The organism is Sphingomonas sanxanigenens DSM 19645 = NX02 (assembly GCF_000512205.2).
Taxonomy (GTDB): Bacteria; Pseudomonadota; Alphaproteobacteria; order Sphingomonadales; family Sphingomonadaceae; genus Sphingomonas_D; species Sphingomonas_D sanxanigenens.
The window spans coordinates 5,637,897-5,660,231 of the sequence record NZ_CP006644.1 but is presented as its reverse complement, the minus strand read 5'-3'; the positions used below and the strand labels follow the sequence as shown (position 1 = coordinate 5,660,231).

General features: G+C 68.3%; 19 protein-coding genes. 5 read left to right on the top strand and 14 right to left on the bottom strand.

The genetic code is table 11. The features are described from left to right. Positions 1-23 precede the first annotated feature (23 nt). The 13 genes from truB to NX02_RS25930 form a co-directional block, all read right to left on the bottom strand. On the bottom strand, positions 24-908 hold the full coding sequence (gene truB / locus NX02_RS25990) for a tRNA pseudouridine(55) synthase TruB (protein WP_025295085.1): 885 nt from the start codon (positions 906-908) through the stop codon (positions 24-26). 31 nt (positions 909-939) lie between these two features. Then, the gene (locus NX02_RS25985) at positions 940-1,296 is read right to left on the bottom strand and encodes a hypothetical protein (protein ID WP_025295084.1); all 357 of its coding nucleotides are present in this window, start codon (positions 1,294-1,296) and stop codon (positions 940-942) included. Beyond that, positions 1,293-1,889 carry a GNAT family N-acetyltransferase gene (locus NX02_RS25980; RefSeq protein WP_025295083.1) on the bottom strand — a complete coding sequence of 199 codons (597 nt, stop codon included), beginning with the start codon at positions 1,887-1,889 and terminating at the stop codon, positions 1,293-1,295. The genes NX02_RS25985 and NX02_RS25980 overlap by 4 nt, the downstream gene beginning before the upstream one ends. Then, complete coding sequence (locus NX02_RS25975) at positions 1,886-2,461, bottom strand: thymidine kinase (RefSeq protein WP_025295082.1); 576 nt, start codon at positions 2,459-2,461, stop codon at positions 1,886-1,888. Before NX02_RS25975 ends, NX02_RS25980 begins: the two co-directional genes overlap by 4 nt. Beyond that, entirely contained in the window at positions 2,461-2,850 is a 390-nt protein-coding gene (locus NX02_RS25970) for a type II toxin-antitoxin system VapC family toxin (protein WP_025295081.1), read from the bottom strand. The genes NX02_RS25975 and NX02_RS25970 overlap by 1 nt, the downstream gene beginning before the upstream one ends. Positions 2,851-2,855: 5 nt before the next feature. Next, on the bottom strand, positions 2,856-3,116 hold the full coding sequence (locus NX02_RS25965) for an AbrB/MazE/SpoVT family DNA-binding domain-containing protein (protein ID WP_025295080.1): 261 nt from the start codon (positions 3,114-3,116) through the stop codon (positions 2,856-2,858). A 31-nt stretch (positions 3,117-3,147) separates the two neighbouring features. Then, positions 3,148-3,540, bottom strand: a complete 393-nt coding sequence (gene rbfA / locus NX02_RS25960) for a 30S ribosome-binding factor RbfA (protein WP_025295079.1) — start codon at positions 3,538-3,540, stop codon at positions 3,148-3,150. A gap of 133 nt (positions 3,541-3,673) precedes the next feature. Then, on the bottom strand, positions 3,674-6,286 hold the full coding sequence (infB, locus tag NX02_RS25955; protein ID WP_025295078.1) for a translation initiation factor IF-2: 2,613 nt from the start codon (positions 6,284-6,286) through the stop codon (positions 3,674-3,676). Beyond that, the gene (locus NX02_RS25950; RefSeq protein WP_025295077.1) at positions 6,287-7,102 is read right to left on the bottom strand and encodes a DUF448 domain-containing protein; all 816 of its coding nucleotides are present in this window, start codon (positions 7,100-7,102) and stop codon (positions 6,287-6,289) included. After that, the gene (gene nusA / locus NX02_RS25945) at positions 7,089-8,708 is read right to left on the bottom strand and encodes a transcription termination factor NusA (protein ID WP_025295076.1); all 1,620 of its coding nucleotides are present in this window, start codon (positions 8,706-8,708) and stop codon (positions 7,089-7,091) included. Before nusA ends, NX02_RS25950 begins: the two co-directional genes overlap by 14 nt. A 9-nt stretch (positions 8,709-8,717) precedes the next feature. Next, positions 8,718-9,242: a ribosome maturation protein RimP gene (rimP, locus tag NX02_RS25940; RefSeq protein WP_025295075.1), complete on the bottom strand. Its 525-nt coding sequence runs from the start codon at positions 9,240-9,242 to the stop codon at positions 8,718-8,720. Between the two features lie 193 nt (positions 9,243-9,435). Continuing rightward, a complete protein-coding gene (locus NX02_RS25935; protein WP_025295074.1) occupies positions 9,436-9,630 on the bottom strand; it encodes a hypothetical protein in 195 nt (64 codons plus the stop codon). Further along, a complete protein-coding gene (locus tag NX02_RS25930; RefSeq protein ID WP_025295073.1) occupies positions 9,627-10,781 on the bottom strand; it encodes a PepSY-associated TM helix domain-containing protein in 1,155 nt (384 codons plus the stop codon). Before NX02_RS25930 ends, NX02_RS25935 begins: the two co-directional genes overlap by 4 nt. Before the next feature lie 207 nt (positions 10,782-10,988). On the opposite strand from NX02_RS25930, the gene NX02_RS33390 reads away from it, so the two are divergent. The 4 genes from NX02_RS33390 (at position 10,989) to NX02_RS25910 (ending at position 18,661) form a co-directional block, all read left to right on the top strand. Continuing rightward, positions 10,989-15,206: a galactose oxidase early set domain-containing protein gene (locus NX02_RS33390; protein ID WP_025295072.1), complete on the top strand. Its 4,218-nt coding sequence runs from the start codon at positions 10,989-10,991 to the stop codon at positions 15,204-15,206. A 212-nt stretch (positions 15,207-15,418) separates the two neighbouring features. Continuing rightward, a complete protein-coding gene (locus tag NX02_RS25920; protein WP_025295071.1) occupies positions 15,419-15,880 on the top strand; it encodes a (2Fe-2S)-binding protein in 462 nt (153 codons plus the stop codon). Position 15,881: 1 nt separating this feature from the next. After that, positions 15,882-18,029 carry a xanthine dehydrogenase family protein molybdopterin-binding subunit gene (locus NX02_RS25915; protein WP_025295070.1) on the top strand — a complete coding sequence of 716 codons (2,148 nt, stop codon included), beginning with the start codon at positions 15,882-15,884 and terminating at the stop codon, positions 18,027-18,029. Continuing rightward, positions 18,026-18,661: a hypothetical protein gene (locus NX02_RS25910; RefSeq protein WP_025295069.1), complete on the top strand. Its 636-nt coding sequence runs from the start codon at positions 18,026-18,028 to the stop codon at positions 18,659-18,661. Before NX02_RS25915 ends, NX02_RS25910 begins: the two co-directional genes overlap by 4 nt. 24 nt (positions 18,662-18,685) lie before the next feature. On the opposite strand, the gene NX02_RS25905 is transcribed toward NX02_RS25910, so the two are convergent. Then, positions 18,686-19,876 (bottom strand): hypothetical protein, encoded by a 1,191-nt coding sequence (locus tag NX02_RS25905; RefSeq protein ID WP_158014182.1) that lies wholly within the window; start codon positions 19,874-19,876, stop codon positions 18,686-18,688. 192 nt (positions 19,877-20,068) lie between these two features. On the opposite strand from NX02_RS25905, the gene NX02_RS25900 reads away from it, so the two are divergent. Next, positions 20,069-22,333, top strand: a complete 2,265-nt coding sequence (locus NX02_RS25900) for a coiled-coil domain-containing protein (protein ID WP_053000716.1) — start codon at positions 20,069-20,071, stop codon at positions 22,331-22,333. The last annotated feature ends 2 nt before the right edge of the window (positions 22,334-22,335 follow it).

Here is a 22,335-nt window from a genome sequence, read left to right as displayed (position 1 = left end):
TGTCTCTTTCCCTCGGTATCGGGCTACAGGTTGAAGCCGCGCACCACCCGGACTTCGCGTCCTTCCGCCTCCACCAGCGCAACCGGCGCGTTGCGCTCGGTCGCCAGCGACAGGCCCGGCATTGCAGCGATCCCGACCAGCTTCTGCCCCTGGCGGAGCAGCCTCGCCTGGTCGGGGGTGACGTCTAGAGCCGGGATACCGTCCAGCCCCGCCGTCAATGGCAAGGTGATCTCTTCAAGTCGGCGGGCCATAGCGGATTCGTCCAGCATGTCCAGCGAAATTGCGGATTCCAGCCCGAACGGGCCGGCCTTGGTGCGCCTCAACAGGGTGACATGGCCGACCGTGCCGAGCGCCTGCGCGATGTCCCGCGCGAGGCTGCGGATATAGGTGCCCTTGGAGACGCGCGCCTCCAGAGTCACCGCATCGGGCAGCGCCGCATCGACGATCGACAGGTGGTGGATCGTCACCGCGCGTGCCGCCAGCGTCACCGCGACACCGGCGCGGGCAAGGTCATAAGCGCGCTTGCCGTCCACCTTGAGCGCGGAATAGGCCGGCGGCATCTGTTCGATCGGGCCGGTGAAGCGGGGAAGCACCGCCTGCAGCGCGGCGAGATCGGGCCGTACGTCGCTGGTCGCGACCGGCTTGCCCTCGGCATCGAGCGTGTCGGTCTCGACGCCGAAGCCGATCGCGAACCGATAGACCTTGTCGCTGTCGAGCATCCGGCCGGCGAGCTTGGTCGCCTCGCCGATCGCCACCGGCAGCACGCCGCTCGCCAGCGGATCGAGCGTGCCGCCATGGCCGATCTTGAATTTGGGGTAACCGCCCTGGCGCAATGCGCGCTTTACGCGGGAAACGATGTCGGTCGAGCCTGGCCCGACCGGCTTGTCGATAATGATCCAGCCATGCATCGCGGCGCCCTACCGGCACCGAAAGGGTTTGTCAGCCTTTGCGATGCTTCTTCGGCGGCCCTTCGGAGCGGGTGACGCTGTCGAGCTGGCAGCGCCAGCCCTGCGCATGGATCGCGCTGTAGCGATCGAGCTGGTCGCCGGGGCTGGTTTCGAAACCGAGCCCGATGGAGGGGATCATCCGGCGGCAGTCCGCCTGCGTCCGGGCATAGTACCATTTGCCGTTGGCGCGGATGAACAGGCCGCGATTGCCGTCGACCTTCCATTCGATGATCTCGCGGGAGGCAAAGGGAATCGCGACCTGATCGCCGGCCGGCGGCGCAGCCGCCTCTTCGGCAAGCGCGGGGGCGGCGAGGCTGAGGGCGGTGACAGCGAGGATGGTCCTGATCATCGATCGTCCTTCCGAATCGGCACTGGGCTTGTGCCCGATCGTGGCTGAACCGCGGCTGATCGTTCCCCGTTCCATTCATGGCTCAGGATCGAAAACAGCACCGTATCGCGGACATGGCCGTTCCAGGTGACCCGTTCCGCGCGCATCACGCCCTCGCGCACCGCGCCCAGCTTGAGGACTGCGGCCTGGCTGCGGCCGTTGCGCGCGTCGACGCGGAATTCGGCGCGGCGCACGCCCTGGGCAAACGCATGGTCGAGCATCAGCCGCTTGATGCGGCCGTTGAGCCCGGTGCCGCGCCGGTCGGGGCGGATGAAGCTGTTGCCGATTTCGAGTACGGCGCGCTCGGCATCGACGCCGATATAAGCGGTCATCCCCACCACCTCGCCGCCATGCACGATTGCGAATGGCAGACGGTTGCTGGCGAGCAGCGCATCGAACTGGGTGTCGAAATGCTCGGGCGCCCAGGATTTGGGATAGATTTCCCAGATCGCGCTGTCGGCAGCGCAGGCAGCGCGCAGCCCCTCGCGGTGCGCGGGGCTGAGCGGTTCGAGCGTCAGATCACCATCGGTCAGCGGTCGATGCAGGGCGGTCATTGCGTGCGTTCCATGAAGTGGCGGCGGCATAGCGCGACATAGCGGTCATTGCCGCCGATCTCGGTCTGCGCGCCCTGGGTGACGGACTGGCCGGCGGCATCGACCCGCAGGTTCATCGTCGCCTTGCGCCCGCATTCGCAAATCGCCTTGAGCTCGACCAGCGAATCCGCGAGCCCGAGCAGCGCCGCGCTGCCCTCGAACAATTCGCCGCGGAAATCGGTGCGCAACCCATAGGCGAGCACCGGTATGTCGAGCTGGTCGCACACCGAGGCGAGCTGCAGCACCTGCGTGCGGGTGAGAAACTGGGCCTCGTCCACCAGGACGCAGTGCAGCGGCCGGTTCGCCAACTCGTGCGCGACGGCGGCGCGCAGGTCGGTGGTCGGGTCGAACGCGTGCGCCGACGCCTCCAGCCCAATGCGCGACGCGATGTGGCCGCGGTGGAAGCGGTCGTCGATCGCGGCGGTGAACAGCATCGTCTGCATGCCGCGTTCGCGATAGTTGAAATCGGCCTGCAGCAACGTGGTCGATTTGCCCGCGTTCATCGAAGCATAGTAGAAATATATCTTGGCCATCAGCGCAGGACCGTCACGGGTTGGCGGGGGGATGAACCGGCATCGCTGGCGAGCCGCTGGTCGAGGGTGACGAAAGCATCGCTTTCGGTAACGATCAGATGGATCATGTCGGCCAGATCGGCGCCGGCTGCGTGGCGGCCAAGCGCCCAGCGCACCCCCGGCGGATCGGGAACATCGACGCCCTCGATATCCACCAGCAGCGTCAACAAGCGGGATACCGTCGGCCGATCGAGACGATAGACCGCGCGCAGCACCCATTCGGTCTCGATCAGCACCGTAGGTGAAACGATGAGACCGCCCTCCGCCACGAGCGCATCGACGAGCGCGACCTGTGCCGGGTCATCGCGCAGCAGCAATCGCACGACGATGTTGGTATCGATGCTGCGCAAAATGCTCAGTTCTTCCAATCGTCGAACGCGGCGCCAAGATCACGCATCGCCTCGATGCTCACTGGCACGCCGGCATAGGCCGGTACAAGCCGCTTGAATTCGTCATAGCTGATGCGCGGCGCCTGCTCGTCCGCTACTTCGAGGACAATGCGGCGCCCCTGCCGCGAAACGGACAGGGTCTCTCCCGGCGACAGGCGCAGCGCGTCGCGGATTTCCTTGGGAATGACGACCTGCCCCTTGGACGACAGCTTGGTGAAGGCATTCATACAGGTAAGATACGTCTTACCGGAAGGCCGGTCAATCTTCGTCCAGATCTCGCTTCACATTGGGCGCGCGCAGAAGCTGGTCGATGTGGCTCGCCTCGTCGAAGCTCTCATCAGCGAGGAATTTCAGCTTGGCCGCATATTTGGTGTTCACGCGGTGCGCGACTTCGCGTTGGAGGTAGGCGGTGTTGGTGCGCAGCGCCTTCAGCACCGCCTCCTCATCACCGCCCAACAGCGGCTTCACGAAGACGGTGGCATGACGCAGATCGGGCGACATGCGCACTTCGGTCACGCTGACGCTGTGCTTGGCCAGCGTGTCGTCGTGCACGTCGCCGCGCATCAGGATCTCGCTCAGCACATGGCGAACCTGTTCGCCAACGCGAAGCAGACGCACGGAGCGGGTTTCGGGAGTTTCGTTACGCATCAGAACAACCAGATCGCGAAGATTATGCAGGAAGCCAGCGACAGGCAGCCGCAGCCAGCTTCGCCTGCCTCGCCGAGGCAACCAAGACCGTCTCCCACCCTGTGGTACCAACGGTCACGATTGCCTCGGCTCGAGCTCAAAGCGTACGCTCGCGCATCTCCACTTCGTAGGTCTCGAGATAGTCGCCCGGCTTGATGTCGGTGTGGCTTTCGAAGGTCACACCACATTCAAGGCCGGCACGCACTTCGGCGACGTCATCCTTGAAGCGCCGCAGCGAGGCGATCGACCCGTTGTAGACGATCACGTCGTCGCGGGTGATGCGCGCACGCAGCGCCTTGCGGATATAGCCCTCGAGCACAAGCAGACCGGCGGCCTTGCCATGCTTGCCCGCGGAGAAGACCTCGCGGACCTCGGCGCGGCCGACGATCGTCTCGATCGCTTCCGGGCCGAGCTGGCCGGCCATGCCGGCACGGATCTCGTCCGTCAGGTGATAGATCACGTCATAATATTTGAGCGCGACCTTATCCTGATGGGCGATCTCGCGGGCCTTGGCGTTGGGGCGCACGTTGAAGCCGATGATCGGCGCGCGGCTGGCCGAGGCCAGGACGACGTCGCTCTCGGTAATGCCACCCACGCCCGAATGCAGGATCCGGACCTTGATGTCGTCGGTCGAGATCTTGTTGAGCGCGCCGACGATCGCCTCGACCGACCCTTGCGTGTCGGCCTTGACCACCACCGGATACTCCATCGCCTGCCTCTCGCGCAGCGCGGAGAACATCGATTCGAGGTTTGCCGGGGTTGCGGTGGTCCGCTTCTGCTGGATGACGCCGGCGCGATAGGCAGCGACCTCACGGGCACGCGACTCGTTCTCGACGACCGAGAGCTGATCGCCCGCGCCCGGCGTACCCGACATGCCGAGCACCTCGACCGGCGTGGAGGGCTGTGCCTCCTTCACGCTGCGGCCCTTGTCGTCGATCAGCGCGCGAACCTTGCCACTTTCGGCGCCGATGACGAAGATGTCGCCGACGCGCAGCGTGCCGCGGCGAACCAGCACGGTCGCCACCGGGCCGCGGCCCTTGTCGAGCTTCGCCTCGATCACATTGCCTTCTGCGGCGCGATCGGGGTTCGCCTTGAGGTCGAGCAGTTCGGCCTGCAGCAGGATCTTCTCGATCAGATCGTCGAGACCGGTCCGCTTCATCGCGGAGACTTCGACGTCCTGCACGTCACCCGACATCTCTTCGACGATGACCTCATACTGAAGCAGGTCCTCGCGAACCTTCTTCGGATTGGCCTCGGGCTTGTCCATCTTGTTGATGGCGACGATCATCGGCACGCCGGCCGCCTTGGTATGGTTGATCGCCTCGATCGTCTGCGGACGCAGGCCATCGTCGGCGGCAACCACCAGCACCACGATATCCGTCACGTTGGCGCCGCGCTGGCGCATCTCGGTGAAGGCTTCGTGGCCAGGCGTGTCGAGGAAGGTGATCTTCTCGCCCGACTTCACCGTCACCTGATAGGCGCCGATGTGCTGGGTGATGCCGCCGGCTTCGCCCGCAACCACGTCGGTCCCGCGCAGCGCGTCGAGCAGCGAGGTCTTGCCGTGATCGACATGGCCCATGATCGTGACCACCGGCGGACGCGGCAGCAGCGTTTCGGTCGCGTCCACATCCTCGCTGGCGTCGATATCGACATCGCTGTCGGACACGCGCTTGATGTTGTGGCCGAACTCGGTGACGAGCAATTCCGCGGTGTCCTGGTCGATCGGCTGATTGACCGTGACGGGCATGCCCATCTTGAACAACGCCTTCACGAGATCGGCGCCGCGCTCCGCCATGCGGTTTGCGAGTTCGCCGACCGTGATGTTGTCGGGCACGACGACGTCGCGCACCTGCTTCGCCGACGGACCGGCGAAACCGCCATGGCCACGCCGTTCCTTCTCGCGGGCACGCTTGAGCGCCGCAAGGCTGCGCGCACGCGCGCCGCCATCATCATCCAGCGCACGCGTGACGGTGAGCTTGCCCGACTGGCGACGATCGTCGCGTCCACGGTTCGCCCCAGGCCGGGGCGGTTCGGGACGACGGACGGGCGCCGGCGCCGCCGGGCCGGGGCGGCGGACGCGGTCCGCATCGCCCGACGTGGCAGGGCGCGCAGCAGCGACAGCCGCCGGGGCCTGAGCCGCGGCGGGCGCAGGTTCAGCCGCGCTCGGTGCGGCAGCGGACGCCGCCTGCGCGGCGGGTTCAGCCGCGGGCGCAGCCTCCTCGGTGACCGTGCGGACGGCCTCTTCCTCGGCGGCGCGCTGCGCCTCTTCCTCGGCGCGGCGCTTTTCCTCGACGCGACGCTTTTCCTCTTCCGAGGCGGCAAGGCGCTGCTGCTCTTCGCGGCGGCGCGCTTCCTCGAGCGAGTTCATCCGCGCTTCCTCGGCCTCGCGCAGCAGCTTCGCCTGAAGCTCCTGCCGCGACAGCAGATCGCTGCCGGGAGGACGCGGCGGCGGCGGCGGAGTCGTGGCGCGCGGCGGCGCGACGGGCGCGCGGGGAGCGGGCGCCGGGGCCGGAGCGGGCGCCGACGCAGACGTCGTTTCGGGCGTCTCGCCCTCGCCGGGCTTGCCGAGCACACGGCGGCGCTTCACCTCGACGACCACCGTGTTCGAACGGCCATGGCTGAAGCTCTGCTTCACCTTGCCCGTTTCAACGGTGCGCTTGAGGCCCAGCGGCGCGCGCATTCCCAGTTTCGGCTTGTTGTCGTCGCTCATCTAGAACCCGGATCCTTCACTCGCATCATGCTGCGCCGATTGCCCCTGCGATTCGCCATCGCAAGGCTCGACGCCTTCTTTCCGTCCAATAAAGCCGCGCCACCGGCCAAGTGCTTGGGCGACGCGCGCAGCTGCCGCCGGCGCGATCAGCGCGGCGTGTACAACATTTTCGCGGCCAAGCGCCACCGACAATATGGCCCGACTTGCGGGGATTACCACCCCGCGCGCATCGCTGCCCTCCATATCGAGTCCGACACGAAGGGCCTGGTCGAGCTTGCGCTTGCCGTCTTCGGCGGCATCGCGGGCATGGATCAGCAACGTCACGGTGCCGCGGCGCGCGGCTTCGGCGATTTTCTCGGCCCCCGTGACGAGCGTGCCCGCCTTGGCTTCCAGCCCCATGCGATCGAGCGCGGCGCGTTCGAGCGCGCGTTCGATCTGCTGGGGCAGATCATCGGGAATCAGGATCTGCGCGCCCTTGAAAGCACGCAGCAGCGCGCCCTTGAGCTTGCCCTTCGCGATCGCCGTCGTCAGCGCCGCCTGGTCCACGGCGATCCACGCACCCCGCCCCGGCGCCTTGGCGCGCACATCGGGCGCGACGGTGCCATCGGGCGCCAATGCAAGTCGAATCAGCGAATCACGCTGCGCCCGCTCGCCGGTGATGATGCACCGGCGCTCGGGGCCATCCCTTTCCGCCGGGGAAGCGGGCGCGTCTTCGCCATCGCGGGGCTGGCGGACACGCCCTCCCCTCGATCCCCCCCCGCGCCCGGGGAGGGCAGACGCCGCCTTCAGGCCGTCAGGCTGCTCATCGTTCGCCATCCGCAGGAGCGACCTCCTCGGATTCGGGCTCGTCGTCGAACCAGTGGGCCCGCGCTGCCATGATAATCTCGTTGCCCTGTTCTTCGCTCAGGCCATACTGCGCCAGCACGCCGCCCTTGTCCTCGGGCCGGCTCTCACGCTGGCTGTTCTCGCCACGGCGGCGAGGTTCGGCGCGCTTCTTCTGGATCAGCTCGTCGGTGGCGAGATCCGCCAGATCGTCGAGCGTCCTGATCCCGGCCTTGCCAAGCGTGACCAGCATCGCTTCGGTCAAATACGGCAGCTCGGCCAGCGCATCCTCGACACCAAGCGCACGGCGCTCGTCGCGGGCGGCCTGCTCGCGGCGGTCGAGCGCTTCCTGCGCACGGCTCTGCAGTTCCTGCGCCAGTTCCTCGTCGAAGCCCTCGATCGCCGCCAACTCGTCGACCTCGACATAGGCGACCTCTTCGAGCGCGCCGAAGCCCTCGGCGACCAGCAGCTGCGCGAGCGTCTCGTCGACATCGAGCTCGTTCTGGAACATCTCCGAACGCTCGACGAACTCGCGCTGACGCTTCTCGCTGGCATCGGCCTCGGTCAGGATGTCGATCGCCTTGCCGGTCAGCTGGCTGGCGAGGCGGACATTCTGGCCGCGGCGGCCGATCGCGAGGCTGAGCTGATCGTCGGGGACGACCACCTCGATGCGATCCTCTTCCTCGTCGATCACGACGCGGCTGACATTCGCCGGCTGCAACGCGTTGACGACGAAGGTCGCGGTGTCGGGCGACCAGGGGATGATGTCGATCTTCTCGCCCTGCATCTCCTGGACGACCGCCTGAACGCGGCTGCCCTTCATGCCGACGCAGGCGCCGACCGGATCGATCGAGCTGTCGTGGCTGATCACGCCGATCTTGGCGCGGCTGCCCGGATCGCGGGCGGCCGCCTTGATCTCGATGATGCCGTCGTAGATCTCGGGCACTTCCTGCGCGAACAGCTTCTTCATGAAGTCAGGGTGCGCGCGGCTGAGGAAGATCTGCGGTCCGCGCGTCTCGCGCACCACCTTGAGGATCAGGCTGCGGACGCGATCGCCGACGCGGACGACTTCGCGCGGGATCTGCGCGTCGCGGCGGATGACGCCTTCGGCGCGGCCCAGATCGACGACGACATGGCCGAACTCGACGCGCTTGACGACGCCGGTGATGATCTCGCTCGCGCGATCCTTGAACTCGTCATACTGGCGCTCGCGCTCGGCATCGCGGACCTTCTGGAAGATCACCTGCTTGGCGGCCTGCGCCGCGATGCGGCCGAACTCGATCGGCGGCAGCGGATCGACGATGAAATCGCCGACGGCTGCGCCCTTCTGCAGCTTCTGCGCATCGGCCAGGCTGACCTGCTTGAAATAGTCGTCTACCGCCTCGACCACCTCGACGACGCGCCACAGGCGCATGTCGCCGCTGCGCGGATCGATCTTGGCGCGAATGTCGTTCTCGGCGCCGTAGCGCGCGCGGGCGGCGCGCTGGATCGCGTCTTCCATCGCCTCGATCACGATCTCGCGATCGATCAGCTTTTCCTTGGCGACCGAATCGGCGATCGCGAGCAGTTCAGCCTTGTTGGCGGAAATGGCGGTAGCCATGGCCCAGTCCTATCCTTCTACCTTGAACTTGTCGGCGCCCTCGGAAGAGAGCGGCATTGTTGCGTCGATCAGCGCGTCGGTCAGCAACAGCTTCGCGTTGAGAATGCCGGCGAAGGGCAATTCGGTCTCGCCCAGCTTCGGCACGTCGATCTTGATGCAGTCGCCCGCGATGCCGCCGAGCTTGCCTTCGAAGACCTTGCGCCCGCCGATAGCCTCGGCCATGCGCACGCGCCCCTCGAACCCAGCCCAGTCGGCATAGTCCTGAAGGCGGGTGAGCGGGCGGTCGATCCCCGGCGAGCTGACCTCGAGCCGATAGGCATATTCGATCGGATCGGCAGCATCGAGCACGTCCGACAGGCGGCGCGACAGCTCGGCGCAATCGTCGAGGTTGAGCTGCCGCGTGTCGGGCCGTTCCGCCATCACCTGCAATGTCGGATCGCTCTTGCCGCCGAACATAGCGACGCGCACCAGCGACAGCCCGAGCGCCTTGGCTTCGGGCTCGATCAGCGATGTCAGTTCGGCGATATCCGCCATGGGCCTCCGGGAATCAGAACAAGCGCTTTGGGCACCGGGCCCTTTCGGGGCCGGCCTCGGCATGTTTAACGATGTCGAGAAAAGCAGCGCCTATATAGTCCGGGTCGCGGCGGGCGGCAAGCGGAGTCTGCGCGCCGGACGCCGGCGGTGCCGCTGGCGCGCCGATATCGGCGCCGGAAAGGGCGCCATCGCATCAGCTTCGCGCGCGCCATGCCCACAGCGCCGCCGCTACCGGCGCGGCCAGCCCCAGCCAGCACAGCACGTCGAACGGCCCGTCGTCGAGCAACCCCACCACCAGCGCGGCAAGGCTGGTCAGGCAGAGCAGCAGCGGCATCGCGAAGACCTTGCCCAGCCGCCCATCGCGGCGTTTCGCGCGCGGCGTGCTCATTCGGCGGGCACCGGCATCGCGGCGCCGGTCCGCAGCTCGCGCACACGCGTTTCGATCGATCCGGCGCGCCGGCCGAGCCACAGATAGAGGCCGCTGCCGAGGATGGCGATCGCTGCGATGTCGAGCAGCGCCCACAGGATCTTCATCGGCATGCCGGCATAGTCGCCGAAATGCAGCGGCTGCGAGAGGCGCAGGGCCAGCATGTACCAGGGCATGGTGCGCATCGCGGTGAGATCGCCGGAGCGCGCGTCGATCAGCGCCGGGGTCAGCAACCGGTCGGTCGCCGGTGTCGCGCCCTTCAACCAGACCGCATAATGATGATTGCTGCTGAAGCGCACGCCGGGAAAGGCGACGAATTGCGGCCGTGTCCCCGGTGCTTCAGCCCTGGCGCGAGCCACCGCGGCTTCCAGCGACCCGAATTCGGCCACCGGCACCGGCGGCAGCCCCTCATAGGGGGCGACCAGCTTGCCGAGCTGGTCCACGCGCCAGAAATCGACCAGCGGATCGGAGAGCGTGTTGATCACGCCCGTCAGCCCCACCACGCTGACCCATGCGAGCGTGACGATGCCCAGCATGTTATGCATGTCCAGCCAGCGGACCCGCCGGCTGCGGGACCAGCGCAGCGCACCGAAGTCCAGTTTCCGCATGAACGGCGCGTAGAGCACGACGCCGGAGACGGTGGCGACGAAGAACAGGAAGCCCATGAAGCCGAGGAACAGCTCCCCTGGGAGCCCGGCGAACATGTCGACATGCAGCCGCAATATCACCGCCATCACGCCTTCCTCCAGCAGCGGGCCGACCGGTTCGGCGGTGCGCATGTCGAAAGCGGTGATGTGCATCTCGTCACGCCCGGCGTCCGCGGTGGGGCCGGTGGTGACGTTGGCGACCGGGCGGTCGTCGTCGAAGCTCATGAACAAGGGCCGCTCGCCCGGGTAGAGGCGTACGGCGGCAGCGACGATATCGTCGAGCGGCAACGCCCGCGCGCCGGCAGGCATCGCGCGCAACGGCGCCCGATCTTCGGTCAGCGCGTCGATCTCGTCATGGAAGATCAGCGGCAGGCCGGTGAGGCACAGCATCAGCAGGAAGAGGGTGCAGACGAGGCTCGTCCATTTGTGGACAAGATACCAGGCCTTGATGGCGCGATTGCTCATCGTCCGTCCTTGCCCAATTGGATCGCGGCTGACCAGAGAGTCGTTCGCATTCGCATCTGGTTTGCAGCGGCGTTCGGTTGTACCATCCACGGGCGGAGTCGCAGAATTGACGATATCCAAGGGTCGCGATGACTGTTCCGGACGCTGGCGCCGATCGGGCGACTGGCGCCGTCGATGTGCAGTTGCAAGTGCGCGAGGCCAGTCGCCATGCCCTGGACGACCATCAGCAACGATTCGCAGCTCACCGCGATCCACGCCGCGCTGCTCCCGACCGAACCGGACGGTGTCATCTTCTATTACGGCGATTGGGCCGCGAGCGGCGGCGGCGCGCAGGTCCAGAACCTGACGTTCAGCCGCCTCTACCGGCTGGCGCCCGGTCTCGCCAACCCGATCGAGACTTTCTCCGACGATGCCCTGCCCGACACCGACTGTTTCTGCGGCGGCCAATCCCTTCTTGCCGACGGACGGCTCCTCTCGGCCGGCGGGACCTTCGGCTGGGCGGAGACGCATGAAGGCATCCACCTTCCCCATTATGACGGCGAGCGGGCGTGCTGGATCTATCTGCCTCGCGCCAGACGCTGGGTCCGCGCTGACGATCTCAACTTCCAGCCCGGCAGCGTCTCACAGGGTGGCGGGCGCTGGTATCCCACGCTGGTCACCCTGGCCAATGGCGAGGTGTTCGCGGCGGGAGGCCATCCCGCCGGCGACGATTTCTATCCCGCCGATGGCGAGCAGCGGCACAACAACAACACGCCGGAACGCTATTCGCCGGGCACCAACGCGTGGACCTTGATGACCTCGGCACTGACCGCGCCCAATGGTTTCGCCTATTCCACCGATGGCTATCCGCGCTTCCATGCGCTGCCCGATGGCCTGCTGTTCTCGGATACGGCGGGCGACGAGGGACCCAAGCGCATCTTCGACCCCTATGCCGGTGTGTGGACCGGGGCCGATATCGGCGGGCTCGCTACGCTGCCCAGCTATTATGACCGCGGCAGCGCGGCCTCGTCGGTGCTGCTGCCGCTGCTGCCACCCAATTATCCCGCGCGCGTGCTCGCCACCAACAGCCCCGATGCCACCGCGTTCCGGATTGACGTCGACGCATCGCCTACCTGGGTCGCGACGGTGCCGCGGCAGGGGGCCGCGGCGGCGCGCAATCGCGAACATGGCTGCGCCACATTGCTTCCGACGGGCCAGGTGCTCGTAACCGGCGGCTGGCAAGGCGCCGCGGGCGCAGACGATCCGACCGAGGCCACGCGCGAGCCCGAACTCTACACACCCGGCATCGACTGGGGCGCGGGCAATTTCTCCAACAGCGACGAAGAACGCTGGGAAACGATCGATGAACCCGCCCCCACCCGGCGCGGCTATCATTCGGGCGCACTGCTGCTGCCCGACGGGCGGGTGTGGCACGGCGGTTCGACCACGTCCGCAGACGGTGCCAACCGCGATTTCGAGCTGTTCGCGCCCGCCTATATCGGCGCCGCGGGACGGCCAACGATCACCGAATGCCCCGGCAATATCGGCTATCTCGCGCCGTTCTACGTCACGACCCCCGATGCGCAGCAGATCGCCAGGGTCGCGCTGATGCGCTGCGGATCGATCACCCACGGGTTCAATTCGGACCAGCGCTATGTCGGGCTGCAGTTCAACGCGCTCAATGCCGGCGCGTTGGAGATCTACGCGCCACCCTCGGCCGAAATCGCCCCGCCGGGCTATTATATGCTGTTCCTGATCGACGATCAGGGGCGAGTATGCGAGCGCGCATCCTTCGTCCGCCTGTCACGCCAGAAGCTCGTCATCTCCGTCGAGATCTCCACCTATTCGATCCACGAGGTCGATGCGCTCGGCCCGCCCGCGACGTTCGAGGAAGCGCTGTTCGTCGTGTTCGACGGCTTCATGCCGCACGAGGTGGTACCCATCGAATATTCGCTGCGCCTGCCCGGCGGCGACCCCGTTCCCGACGTCGAAATATCCTTCGGCGCCCCCCAGTATGAGGCGGGATCCGATCAACCCGATATCGCGCAGCGCATCGTCTATCCCGTCCGCCTGCGCTTCACCTCGCTCGACGCGTTCGACGAGATTCCGGCGGCCGAGGATTTCATCGACATGACCTTCTCGGCGACCGCCGGGCTGTTCCAGGCCGACACCAGGCTGCAGCTCTCCAAAAATCCCAATCCCAGGATGCGCGACGGCGATCCGCCCTGGCTCAGCGTCGACCTGCGCGTGTTCAAGGCCAATCCCGGCCAGGCGCCGGTCGCGGACATCGCGCATCCGGCGGCCGGTGCGGACAATGCCTATCAATACATCCGCGACCTCGTGGCGGCGCTCAATGGTGCGGCGGGCGAGGACGATCATCCATTCGACGGGCTGCCGGTCGATCAGGACGTCAATCGGCTCGAACTCGGCACCAACGATGCCAATGGCGATCCGGTATTCAACTATGCTGTCGCGCGGGTGCGCTTCGTCGCGCCCGAAGGCGTCGATGCGGTCGACGTGCGGCTGTTCTTCCGGATGTGGACGACGGGCTGGTCGGCGCTCGAATTCGATACCAATGCGAGCTACCGGCGGTTCGGCAACGGCGCGTCGGCGACGCCGCTGCTCGGGATCGAGGGCGGCGAGGTCAACAACATTCCCTGCTTCGCGCAGACCCGCACGGCCAACATGCGCGACCAGCAGGATCCCACCAACCGCCGCACATTGTCCGGCACGGGCGCGACCGAGGTGCATGGCTATTTCGGCTGCTGGCTCGACGTGAACCAGGACGTCGCCCGCTTCCCGCTCTCGCCACAGTCCGACGGGCCGTTCGACGATGGCGACGATCCCGAAGGACTGCGCAGCATCCAGGAACTGATGCGCGGGCTGCACCAGTGCCTCGTAGCCGAGATCCATTATGCGCAGGATCCGATCCCGCCGCTGGCGACGCCCGGATCCTCCGATAATATCGCGCAGCGCAATATCCTGTTCGATTATTCGGACAATCCCGGCAGCTTCGCCGCGCATCTGGTGCACCACACCTTCGAACTGAAGCCGTCGCCGGTCTCGTTCGACCAGTCGGTGTTCGCGCCGGGCAACGCGGCAGCCGCGGTCCGCCGGCGGCTGCACCCGGACGAACTGGTGATCGACTGGGGCGACCTGCCGCGCGACGCGCTGGTGACCTTCTACATGCCGCAGGTCGATGCGCGCGAGATCGTCCGCGCCGGTGCGGTACGGCAGGCGCCGGGCAACCTCGCCGCCGCCGCTGTCGACACGATCCGCTGCAAGGTGAGCGATGTCGGCTTCATCCCCATCCCTGGGCCGCTCAACCGGACGATCGCCGGGCTCATGACCGTCCAGCTGCCGCCCGGCGTCAGCGAGGGCAAGGTCCATCGGATCGTGCTGCGGCAGGTTTCAGGGCGTACCTACAAGGTGTTGGGCTCGACCGAATTCCGCATCGAGGTGCGCAACGCCGCCGCGCTGCTGCCGCGCTTTACCCACAATCTCGGCGTGCTCAAGCATGTCGCGGCGGCGATCCCCGAGGGCAATCGCTGGTACCCGGTGTTCAAGCGCTATCTGGCCGAACTGGGCGACCGCGTGCGTGCGTTCGGCGGCGATCCGGATGCGGTGGCGCCCGATCCCCATGGCACCGGCGGCAAGCCCGGCGGCCCCGCGCACCCGGACGAGAAGAGCAGGACATTCTGCGTCACCGGCGCCGTCGAGCGGCTGCATTATGATTGCTGCGGCCGGTTCGACGGCTTCGTATTGCGCGACTGCGACCGCGACTGGCGGTTCGACCGGGTGGAAGCCTGCCTGGAAACGGTGCTGCTGACCGCGCTGCGCGACCGGCTGCGCGCGACGGTCCGCGCCCGGCAGGGCCGCGCGGCGGACGGTGCGCTCAACCGCAGTTGCCCCTGGTCTGGCCGGCCGGTCAGCGACGACTCGCTGATGCGCTATGAGGGCCATATCGTCGGCTTCTGCAGCCCCGCGCACCGCGACCGCTTCGCGGCGGCGATCGCGGCCTTCTCACAGGAGCAGACGAAGCCGGCGCGCGCGCGCGTCACGGCGCTCGCCCCCCTCGCGGTGCCGCAAGTGCATGCCACATCGCGATCGTCGAGCGGGCCGGAGCGACCAGCCCCGACCGAAACCGCCGATCCGACGCGGGGCCATGGCCAGGACCATGGTGGCCCGACCCCGGTGCCCGTCCGGCCGGCACAGCCCGCCCGCCCGACGCCGGCAGCGACGGTGAACCGCACCTGTCCCTTCTCGGGCAATCCGGTCAAGGAGACGGCGCTGACGCACTACAAGGGACAGAGCGTCGGCTTCTGCAATCCGCGCCATCGCGACGATTTCGACGCCGCGGTCCGCGCCTTCGACGCGCTGATCGCCTGCGGCGGAACGGGCGCGCGCGAACGGACCATTGTCGAGCGGATCGATCTTCACCGCTGACCACGGGCAGGCGCCGGTATCCGCAGAACGCCGACCAAGTGATAATGGCGGCCGCTGCGGCCTGGCGGCACCGCTGCAAGTCTTTCTCAACCGACCGATTATTTCTCAACCGATCGATTCTTCGTTTTACGTCTTTTAACCGCCCGCGTGATCGAGCCCGGACGCGATCCTTGTTATGTCGAGGCCTCCAGCCAGTTTTGGGGTGCTCGGCCATGCAACTCAAGATCAATGGGCGTGTCCACGACGCCGCCGTTGAAGACGATACGCCGCTGCTCTGGGTCATTCGCGACGTCGTCGGGCTGACCGGCACCAAATATGGGTGCGGCATCGCGATGTGCGGTGCCTGCACGGTGCACGTCGGCGGCGTGCCCAAGCGCGCCTGCGTTCTGCCGGTGTCGGCGGTGGGCGATGCCGAGGTGATGACGATCGAGGCGCTGGGCGGCACGACCGCGGGCAAGGCGCTGCAAAAGGCGTGGCTGGATATCGAGGTCGTCCAGTGCGGCTATTGCCAGTCGGGCCAGTTGATGCAGGCGGCGGCGCTGCTCGCCGCCAACCCCGCGCCGAGCGATGCCGATATCGACCATGTGATGTCGGGCAATATCTGCCGCTGCGGCACCTATGGCCGCATCCGTACGGCGATCAAACAGGCGGCCGCTGCCGCGCAGGCGGCCTGAGATGGCCGCCGCCCCCCCGCTCGTCACCAGCCGCCGGACCTTTCTGGCGGCTGCCGCCGCGCTTGCCGGCGACCTGGTGATCGGCGTCCGGCTCTCCGCCGCGGCGCCCGCCGCTGGCGGTGCGCTGCATCCCAACGCCTTCGTCCGCATCGATCGCGCCGGCCTGGTGACCGTGATCGTGCCCTATGCCGAGATCGGGCAGGGCTCGCTGACCTCCGCCGCGATGCTCGTTGCCGAGGAGCTCGAGGTCGAGCCGGGTGCGGTGCGCACCGAGCATGCGCCGGGCGACGACACGCTCTATGGCAGCCCGGTCTTCGGCGAACAGATAACCGGCGGCTCGGCAAGCCTTGGCGCCGCCTGGAAGCAGCTGCGCGCTGCGGGTGCCGCAGCGCGGATCATGCTGATCGAGGCGGCGGCGAAGCGCTGGTCTGTCGCCCCGTCGGCCTGCGCGGCCGAGGGCGGACGGGTGCTGCATCCCGGCAGTGGCCGGTCGCTGTCCTACGGTGCGTTGGTGCAAGCAGCGTCGGCGCTGCCGGTGCCGAAGGATCCGCCGCTCAAGACCGGCAACTTTCGCGTTATCGGCACCAGCGCGCGGCGGACCGATACGCCGGGCAAGGTCGATGGCAGTGCCATATTCGGGCTCGACGTGCGGCTGCCCGGCATGCGCTATGCCGCGGTGGCGGCTTGCCCCGTCATCGGCGGGCGGCTGAAATCGGTGGACGACGCGCCGGCTTTGGCGGTGGCAGCCGTCACCCAGGTCGTGCGGCTGCCCGATGCGGTCGCGGTGATCGCCGCACACACCGGCGCGGCGCGCAAGGGGCTCGCGGCGCTGGCCCCGATATGGGAGGGCGGCAGCACTGGATTGTCCACCGCAGACCTCGTCGCCGGCTGCGACGCCGCGCTCGAACGGCAGGGGCTGACCGCGCACAGCAAGGGGGATGCCGCCGCCGCGATGAAGGACGCCGCCGCGCAGTTCGAGGCGGTCTATCGCATGCCGATGCTCGCGCACGCGGCGATGGAACCCCTCAACGCGACCGTCCACGCCCGCGCCGACCGCTGCGACGTGTGGGTGGGCAGCCAGGTGCCCGGCCGTGCGCGGCGCGAGGTGGCGGCGGCGCTGAAACTGCCGCCCGAAAAGGTCAGCGTCACCAATCATCTCGTCGGTGGCGGCTTCGGCCGGCGGCTGCAGTCCGAATGGATCGTGCAGGCGGCGCTCATCGCGCGGCAGGTCGATGCGCCGGTCAAGGTGATGTGGAGCCGCGACGAGGATATGCGCCACGGCTCCTATCGCTACCACAACCACAGCCGCATACGGGTGGGGCTGGACGCGGCCGGGAATCCACTGGCCTTCGAGCATCGCATCGTTGGCCCCGCGATAATGGCCTGGTTCCTCGCCGCCTTCTTCAAGGACGGTATCGATCTCGACGTCACCAATTCCTCGTTCGGGCCCTATCAATTCCCCAACGTCGCGGTGGATTTCGTCCGCAACGATCCGCCGCCGGGCCTGCTGGCCGGCAATTGGCGGGGCGTCGGCGAAACCCGCAACGGCTTCGCCGTCGAGGTGGCGATGGATGAGCTGGCAGCGCGCGCCAAGCAGGATCCGGTCGCCTATCGCCGCCGCCTGCTCGCGCCGGGATCGCGAATCCTCAACGTGCTGGATCGGCTGGCGGCGGCGTCCGGCTGGGGCAACCCCTTGCCCACGGGCAGCGGGCGCGGCGTTGCGATCCTGAGCGGCTTCGGCAGCCATGTCGGCCTCGTCGCCGAGGTGCAGGTGGCGGAAAGCGGCCGGGTGAAGGTGACGCGGATCACCTGCGCGATCGATTGCGGCCAGATGGTCAATCCCAACATCGTCCGCCAGCAGATCGAGGGCGGCGTGCTCTTCGGTCTCAGCATGACGCTCTACGGCCGCATCACCATGAGCGGCGGGCAGATCGAGCAATCCAACTTCCACGACTATCCGGTGGTGCGGATGAACGAGGTTCCGGAGATCGAGGTCGTGCTGATCGAGAATCGCGAGGATCCCGGCGGCGTCGGCGAACCGGGGACGACGGTGGTCGCGCCCGCGGTGGTCAATGCGATCTTCGCGGCGACCGGCAGGCGATTGCGATCGCTGCCGCTCGAACCCGCGATGACGGGGCTCTCGGCATGAGCGCCGCGGCGACCCGCCTGCTGCCGGTGTTGGCAGCCTTCGCGCTCGGCGGCACCATCGCGCCCTCGCCGGCGGCCGACGGCGTATCCGGCGACACGCTTCGCAGCGTCGAGAGCTTCGCGTCGATCCGCGATCCCGCAAAGCGCTCCGCGGCCCTGTTCGTGGAAGCGGGCAAGGTGATCCAGCATCCGCGCTGCCTCAACTGCCATCCGGCGACGCGCGTGCCCACGCAGGGCGACCATCTGCGCCCGCACGTGCCGCCGATGGTCGGCGGCGTGAGCGACCATGGCGCGGCGGGCCTGCCCTGCGCGACCTGCCACGGCGCCGAGAACCAGCCGACATCGAGCCCCGGCATCAAGACCATCCCGGGCAATCCGCACTGGGGACTGGCGCCGGCGGAAATGGCCTGGCAGGGGCGGACGCTGACGCAGATCTGCGCACAGGTGAAGGATCCCCGGCGCAACGGCGGGTTCACGCTGCAGAAGCTGATCCCGCACATGGGCGAGGATCATCTGGTCGGCTGGGCCTGGCATCCCGGCGAAGGGAGGAGGCCCGCGCCGGGCACGCAGGCGCAGTTCGGCGCGCTGATCAAGGCGTGGGTCGAAAGCGGGGCGCACTGCCCCGCCGGTTGAGCCTTCGCAAGTCGGTTCGGCCGATCAGCCGCGCGGGCGCGCCGCGGCGGCACGGACCGCGCGCCACTGCGCCGCGATCAGCGAGGCGAAGGCATAGAGCGCCGCCAGCGCCAGCCCGATCCCCGGCTGCCCGATCAGCGCGCACGGCGCGAACAACAGGAGGAGCGCCTCGGCATCCGCGGTCCAGGCCGGGGGGCGCGGCCCCATCCGGCGCTGCAGCGCAAGCGACAGCATCGCGCCGAGCGTGGCGGCGGCGACGACGCCATGGCCCCAGCCGCCGCCCTGTTCGACCAGGCGCGCCGGCACGATCGCCAGCAGCGCCGCCAGCAACGACAGGCGTGCGCGCTGCCACAGCGGCCAATGCCGCCGCGTGCCGAGGCTGAGCCCGTCGGCGTGGCGGCCGACCGAATCGACCAGCCCGCCCAGCACCGCGGCCAACGCCGCGAGGAAGAACCAGCCGAACACCGCCAGCGGCAGCCCGACCACGGTCAGCCCCAGCCCGACCCCGCGCAGCACGGTGCCATGCACACCGCGCATCAGCGCCTCGGGCGCGAGCAGGCGCGCGACCGGCGCGAACAATCGTGCGTCGGGCCAGCCCGATGCATCGAGCACGACCCGCTCCGCATGGGCGCGCTCGATCGCCTGTGCGGTGCGATCCTCGTCGATGATGTAGAGCAGCGGATCGGCGCCTTCGGCCTCGGCATCCAGCGCCGCCGCGCCCGCCTGCACCGCGCGGCGCAGCAAGGTCGACTGCAGATCCCATTCGCCCAGCATCTCGACCGTACGCCGCAGCAGCGCGCCATCGAGCATCGCCAGCCCTGCCCAGCGATGCGTGGCGTCGATGCGTTCCCAATGCTGGGTATCCGCCCGGTCGGCGATGGTCAGCACCGTGGGGGACGGTTCGACGACCATCCGGTCGAGCGTGTCATGATCGACGATCACCCCGTCCGCCATCAGCAGCAGCCGTTCGTCGGGATGAATATGATCCGCCGCATCGGTCACGCTGCGCGCCACTTCCACGCGAAGCCCATCCCGCTTCAGCCGGTCGATCGCCGCCACCAGCGCCGCCGGCAGTCGTTCGACGAGAATGACGATATATTTCGCGCCGGCGGCGGCCGCCTGACGCGCCTGATAATCGATCACCGACGCGCCCGCGAAGGGCAGTTCGCTGCGCAGACGCCCACCGCCGCGCGCTTCCTCACAACCGACGATCAAGCACGCAAGCGCCAACACCACCCCCAAAAGCAACCCGGCCGCGCCGGGGCGCGACAGTTAGGCGTTTATCACGTCGGTTGCAAAAGCCGGCCCGCCGCGTCTCCTCCCGGTTCCCGCACGACATAATTTCATGTTAGGCATATTCGAATGAACGGGGGACCGCGAAAGATCGAGCTCTGGCAGGACCGGAGCATGGGGCAGGACGAAAGCGCGGAGGCCGCGCCGGCCGCGCCGGCAACGGGCGATGTATCGATGTTCGGGGATCATGATTACGGCCAGGATACACCGGCGCTGGATGGCGGCCGGCCATGGGGCATGATCGCCGCGGCCGCGCTGCTCGCGATCAGCTGGCTTGCGCTGGCCGGCGTCGCGATCGGTATGGCGACGGCCGGGCAGCCGCCCGCGCTGCCGCTGGTCGCCCAGTGGATCGCCATGATCAGCGCGCCGCTTGCGCTGATCGGCATCCTCTATCTGCTGATGCAACGCCACAGCCGCGCCGAGGCACGACGTTTCGGCCGCAGCGCGGCCGCGCTGCGTGCGGAAGCCGCCGCGCTCGAGGCCTCGCTGGCCGCCGCCTCGACCCGACTCGACGAAACCCGCGCCAGCCTTGCCGCGCACATCGCCGAACTGGTGGCGCGCGGCGAGGATGCGACGCGCAGCCTCGTCAACATCAATGGCGCGATCGAATCGGAAGGCGCGTCGATCGCCCGCCATGCCGAAACGCTGCGTGTCTCCGCCGCCGGCGCTCGAAACGATCTGGGGGCGCTGCTGACCGGACTGCCCAAGGCGCATGAAGAGACGCGCGGCCTTGCCGATTCGCTGCGCGAGACCGGGCTGGTCGCGCATGAGCGCGCCGGCGCGCTCGAAGCGCAGCTTGCAGCGCTCGCCGCGCGCAGCCGCGAAGCGGACGAGGTTGCCGGCGGCGCCGCGCAACGGCTGGGCGCGCACATCGCCCGTATCGAAACCACGAGCGAGGCCGCGAGCGACCGGCTGGACGCCGTCGCGCAGCAGCTCACGAGCGCCGCCGACACCGCGCTCGCGCGCGCTGCCGAGGGCATCGACGGTGCCCGCCAGGGGCTTGACGCGCAGGCCGAGTCGCTGCGGTCGATGCTCGATCAGGGCCGCACGGCGATGGAACGCGCCGGCGCCGAATCGGCCGATGCGATGGCGTTGCGGCTTGCCGAGATCGGCGCGCGGCTCGACCGGCTGGGCAATCTCATCGGCGAGCAGGACGCGCGGACCAGCGCGATGCTGCAGCGGCTGGGCGGCGAACTCGCCGGGCTCGACGCCCGGCTGGCCCAGCTCGACCAGGACGGGATCGAGCGAGCCGGGCGGCTTTCGGGTGCGATCAGCGGCCTGACCGCCGACAGCGAGCGCGCGCGCCTCGCGCTGGATGCCGGCAGCGGGGCGGCGGACGGCTTCATCATGCGCGTCGAGCAACTGCTGATGGCGCTCAACGCCAGCGCGCGCGAGATCGACGAAACGCTGCCCGCGGCATTCAACCGCCTCAACGACCATAGCCGCCAGGCCAAGGCGACGATGGGGTCGCTCTCCCCCGAGATCGACCGGCTCGACGACGCCACCAGCACTGCGCTTGCGCGGCTGGGCGAGGCCGAGACGCTGCTGGCGCGCCAGCATGACGGCGTCGCCGGGCTGATTGCCGCCGCCGAGCGCAGCCTGGACGATGGCCGCCAGCAGGTGACCGCGCTGAGCGCGGCGATCACCACCGCCGATGGCGAGGCCCGCGCGCTGACCGAGCGCGCCGCACCGCTTCTGATCGAGGCGCTGCTGCGCGTACGGGAGACGGCGACGCAGGCGGCGGACAAGGCGCGCGCCGCGCTGGGCGCCGTGATCCCTGAGGTCAGCCAGCGCATGGGAGATCATGCCGCCGACGCGATGCAGCGCGCGCTGATGGACAAGGTGCAGGGTCAGCTCGACGAGATCGCGGCGACCGCCGAACGCGCCGTCAACGCCGCGCAATCCGCCTCCACCCGGCTCGACCAGAAGCTGGAGACCATTCGCGAGACCAGTGCGGCGATGGAAGCGCGAATCTCCCGCGCGCAGGAAGAGGCGGAAGCCGCCAGCCAGGACAGCTTCGCACGCCGCGTCGCGCTGCTGATCGAAGCGCTGAACTCGACCGCGATCGACATCGGCAAGGTGCTTTCCGCAGAAGTCACCGACAGCGCCTGGTCCGCCTATCTGAAGGGCGAGCGCGGCATCTTCGCGCGCCGCGCGGTGCGGCTGCTCGATAGCGGTGAGGTTCGCGAGGTCAGCCGCCACTATGACGGCGATCCGGACTTCCGCACGCAGGTCAACCGCTACATCCACGATTTCGAGGCAATGCTGCGCATGGTGCTCGCCACGCGCGACGGATCGGTGCTGGGGGTGACCCTGTTGTCGTCCGACAATGGCAAGCTCTACGTCGCGCTGGCGCAGGCGATCGAGCGGCTGCGGTAAAA

Coding starts and splice junctions, on each gene's coding strand:
- NX02_RS25900 (WP_053000716.1), top strand. CDS start 20,069: ATGGGGCAGGACGAAAGCGCGGAGGCCGCGCCGGCCGCGCCGGCAACG.
- infB (WP_025295078.1), bottom strand. CDS start 6,286: ATGAGCGACGACAACAAGCCGAAACTGGGAATGCGCGCGCCGCTGGGC.
- truB (WP_025295085.1), bottom strand. CDS start 908: ATGCATGGCTGGATCATTATCGACAAGCCGGTCGGGCCAGGCTCGACC.
- NX02_RS25985 (WP_025295084.1), bottom strand. CDS start 1,296: ATGATCAGGACCATCCTCGCTGTCACCGCCCTCAGCCTCGCCGCCCCC.
- NX02_RS25915 (WP_025295070.1), top strand. CDS start 15,882: ATGGCCGCCGCCCCCCCGCTCGTCACCAGCCGCCGGACCTTTCTGGCG.
- NX02_RS25930 (WP_025295073.1), bottom strand. CDS start 10,781: ATGAGCAATCGCGCCATCAAGGCCTGGTATCTTGTCCACAAATGGACG.
- nusA (WP_025295076.1), bottom strand. CDS start 8,708: ATGGCTACCGCCATTTCCGCCAACAAGGCTGAACTGCTCGCGATCGCC.
- NX02_RS25980 (WP_025295083.1), bottom strand. CDS start 1,889: ATGACCGCCCTGCATCGACCGCTGACCGATGGTGATCTGACGCTCGAA.
- NX02_RS25920 (WP_025295071.1), top strand. CDS start 15,419: ATGCAACTCAAGATCAATGGGCGTGTCCACGACGCCGCCGTTGAAGAC.
- NX02_RS25975 (WP_025295082.1), bottom strand. CDS start 2,461: ATGGCCAAGATATATTTCTACTATGCTTCGATGAACGCGGGCAAATCG.
- NX02_RS25965 (WP_025295080.1), bottom strand. CDS start 3,116: ATGAATGCCTTCACCAAGCTGTCGTCCAAGGGGCAGGTCGTCATTCCC.
- NX02_RS25935 (WP_025295074.1), bottom strand. CDS start 9,630: ATGAGCACGCCGCGCGCGAAACGCCGCGATGGGCGGCTGGGCAAGGTC.
- rimP (WP_025295075.1), bottom strand. CDS start 9,242: ATGGCGGATATCGCCGAACTGACATCGCTGATCGAGCCCGAAGCCAAG.
- NX02_RS33390 (WP_025295072.1), top strand. CDS start 10,989: ATGCCCTGGACGACCATCAGCAACGATTCGCAGCTCACCGCGATCCAC.
- NX02_RS25950 (WP_025295077.1), bottom strand. CDS start 7,102: ATGGCGAACGATGAGCAGCCTGACGGCCTGAAGGCGGCGTCTGCCCTC.
- NX02_RS25910 (WP_025295069.1), top strand. CDS start 18,026: ATGAGCGCCGCGGCGACCCGCCTGCTGCCGGTGTTGGCAGCCTTCGCG.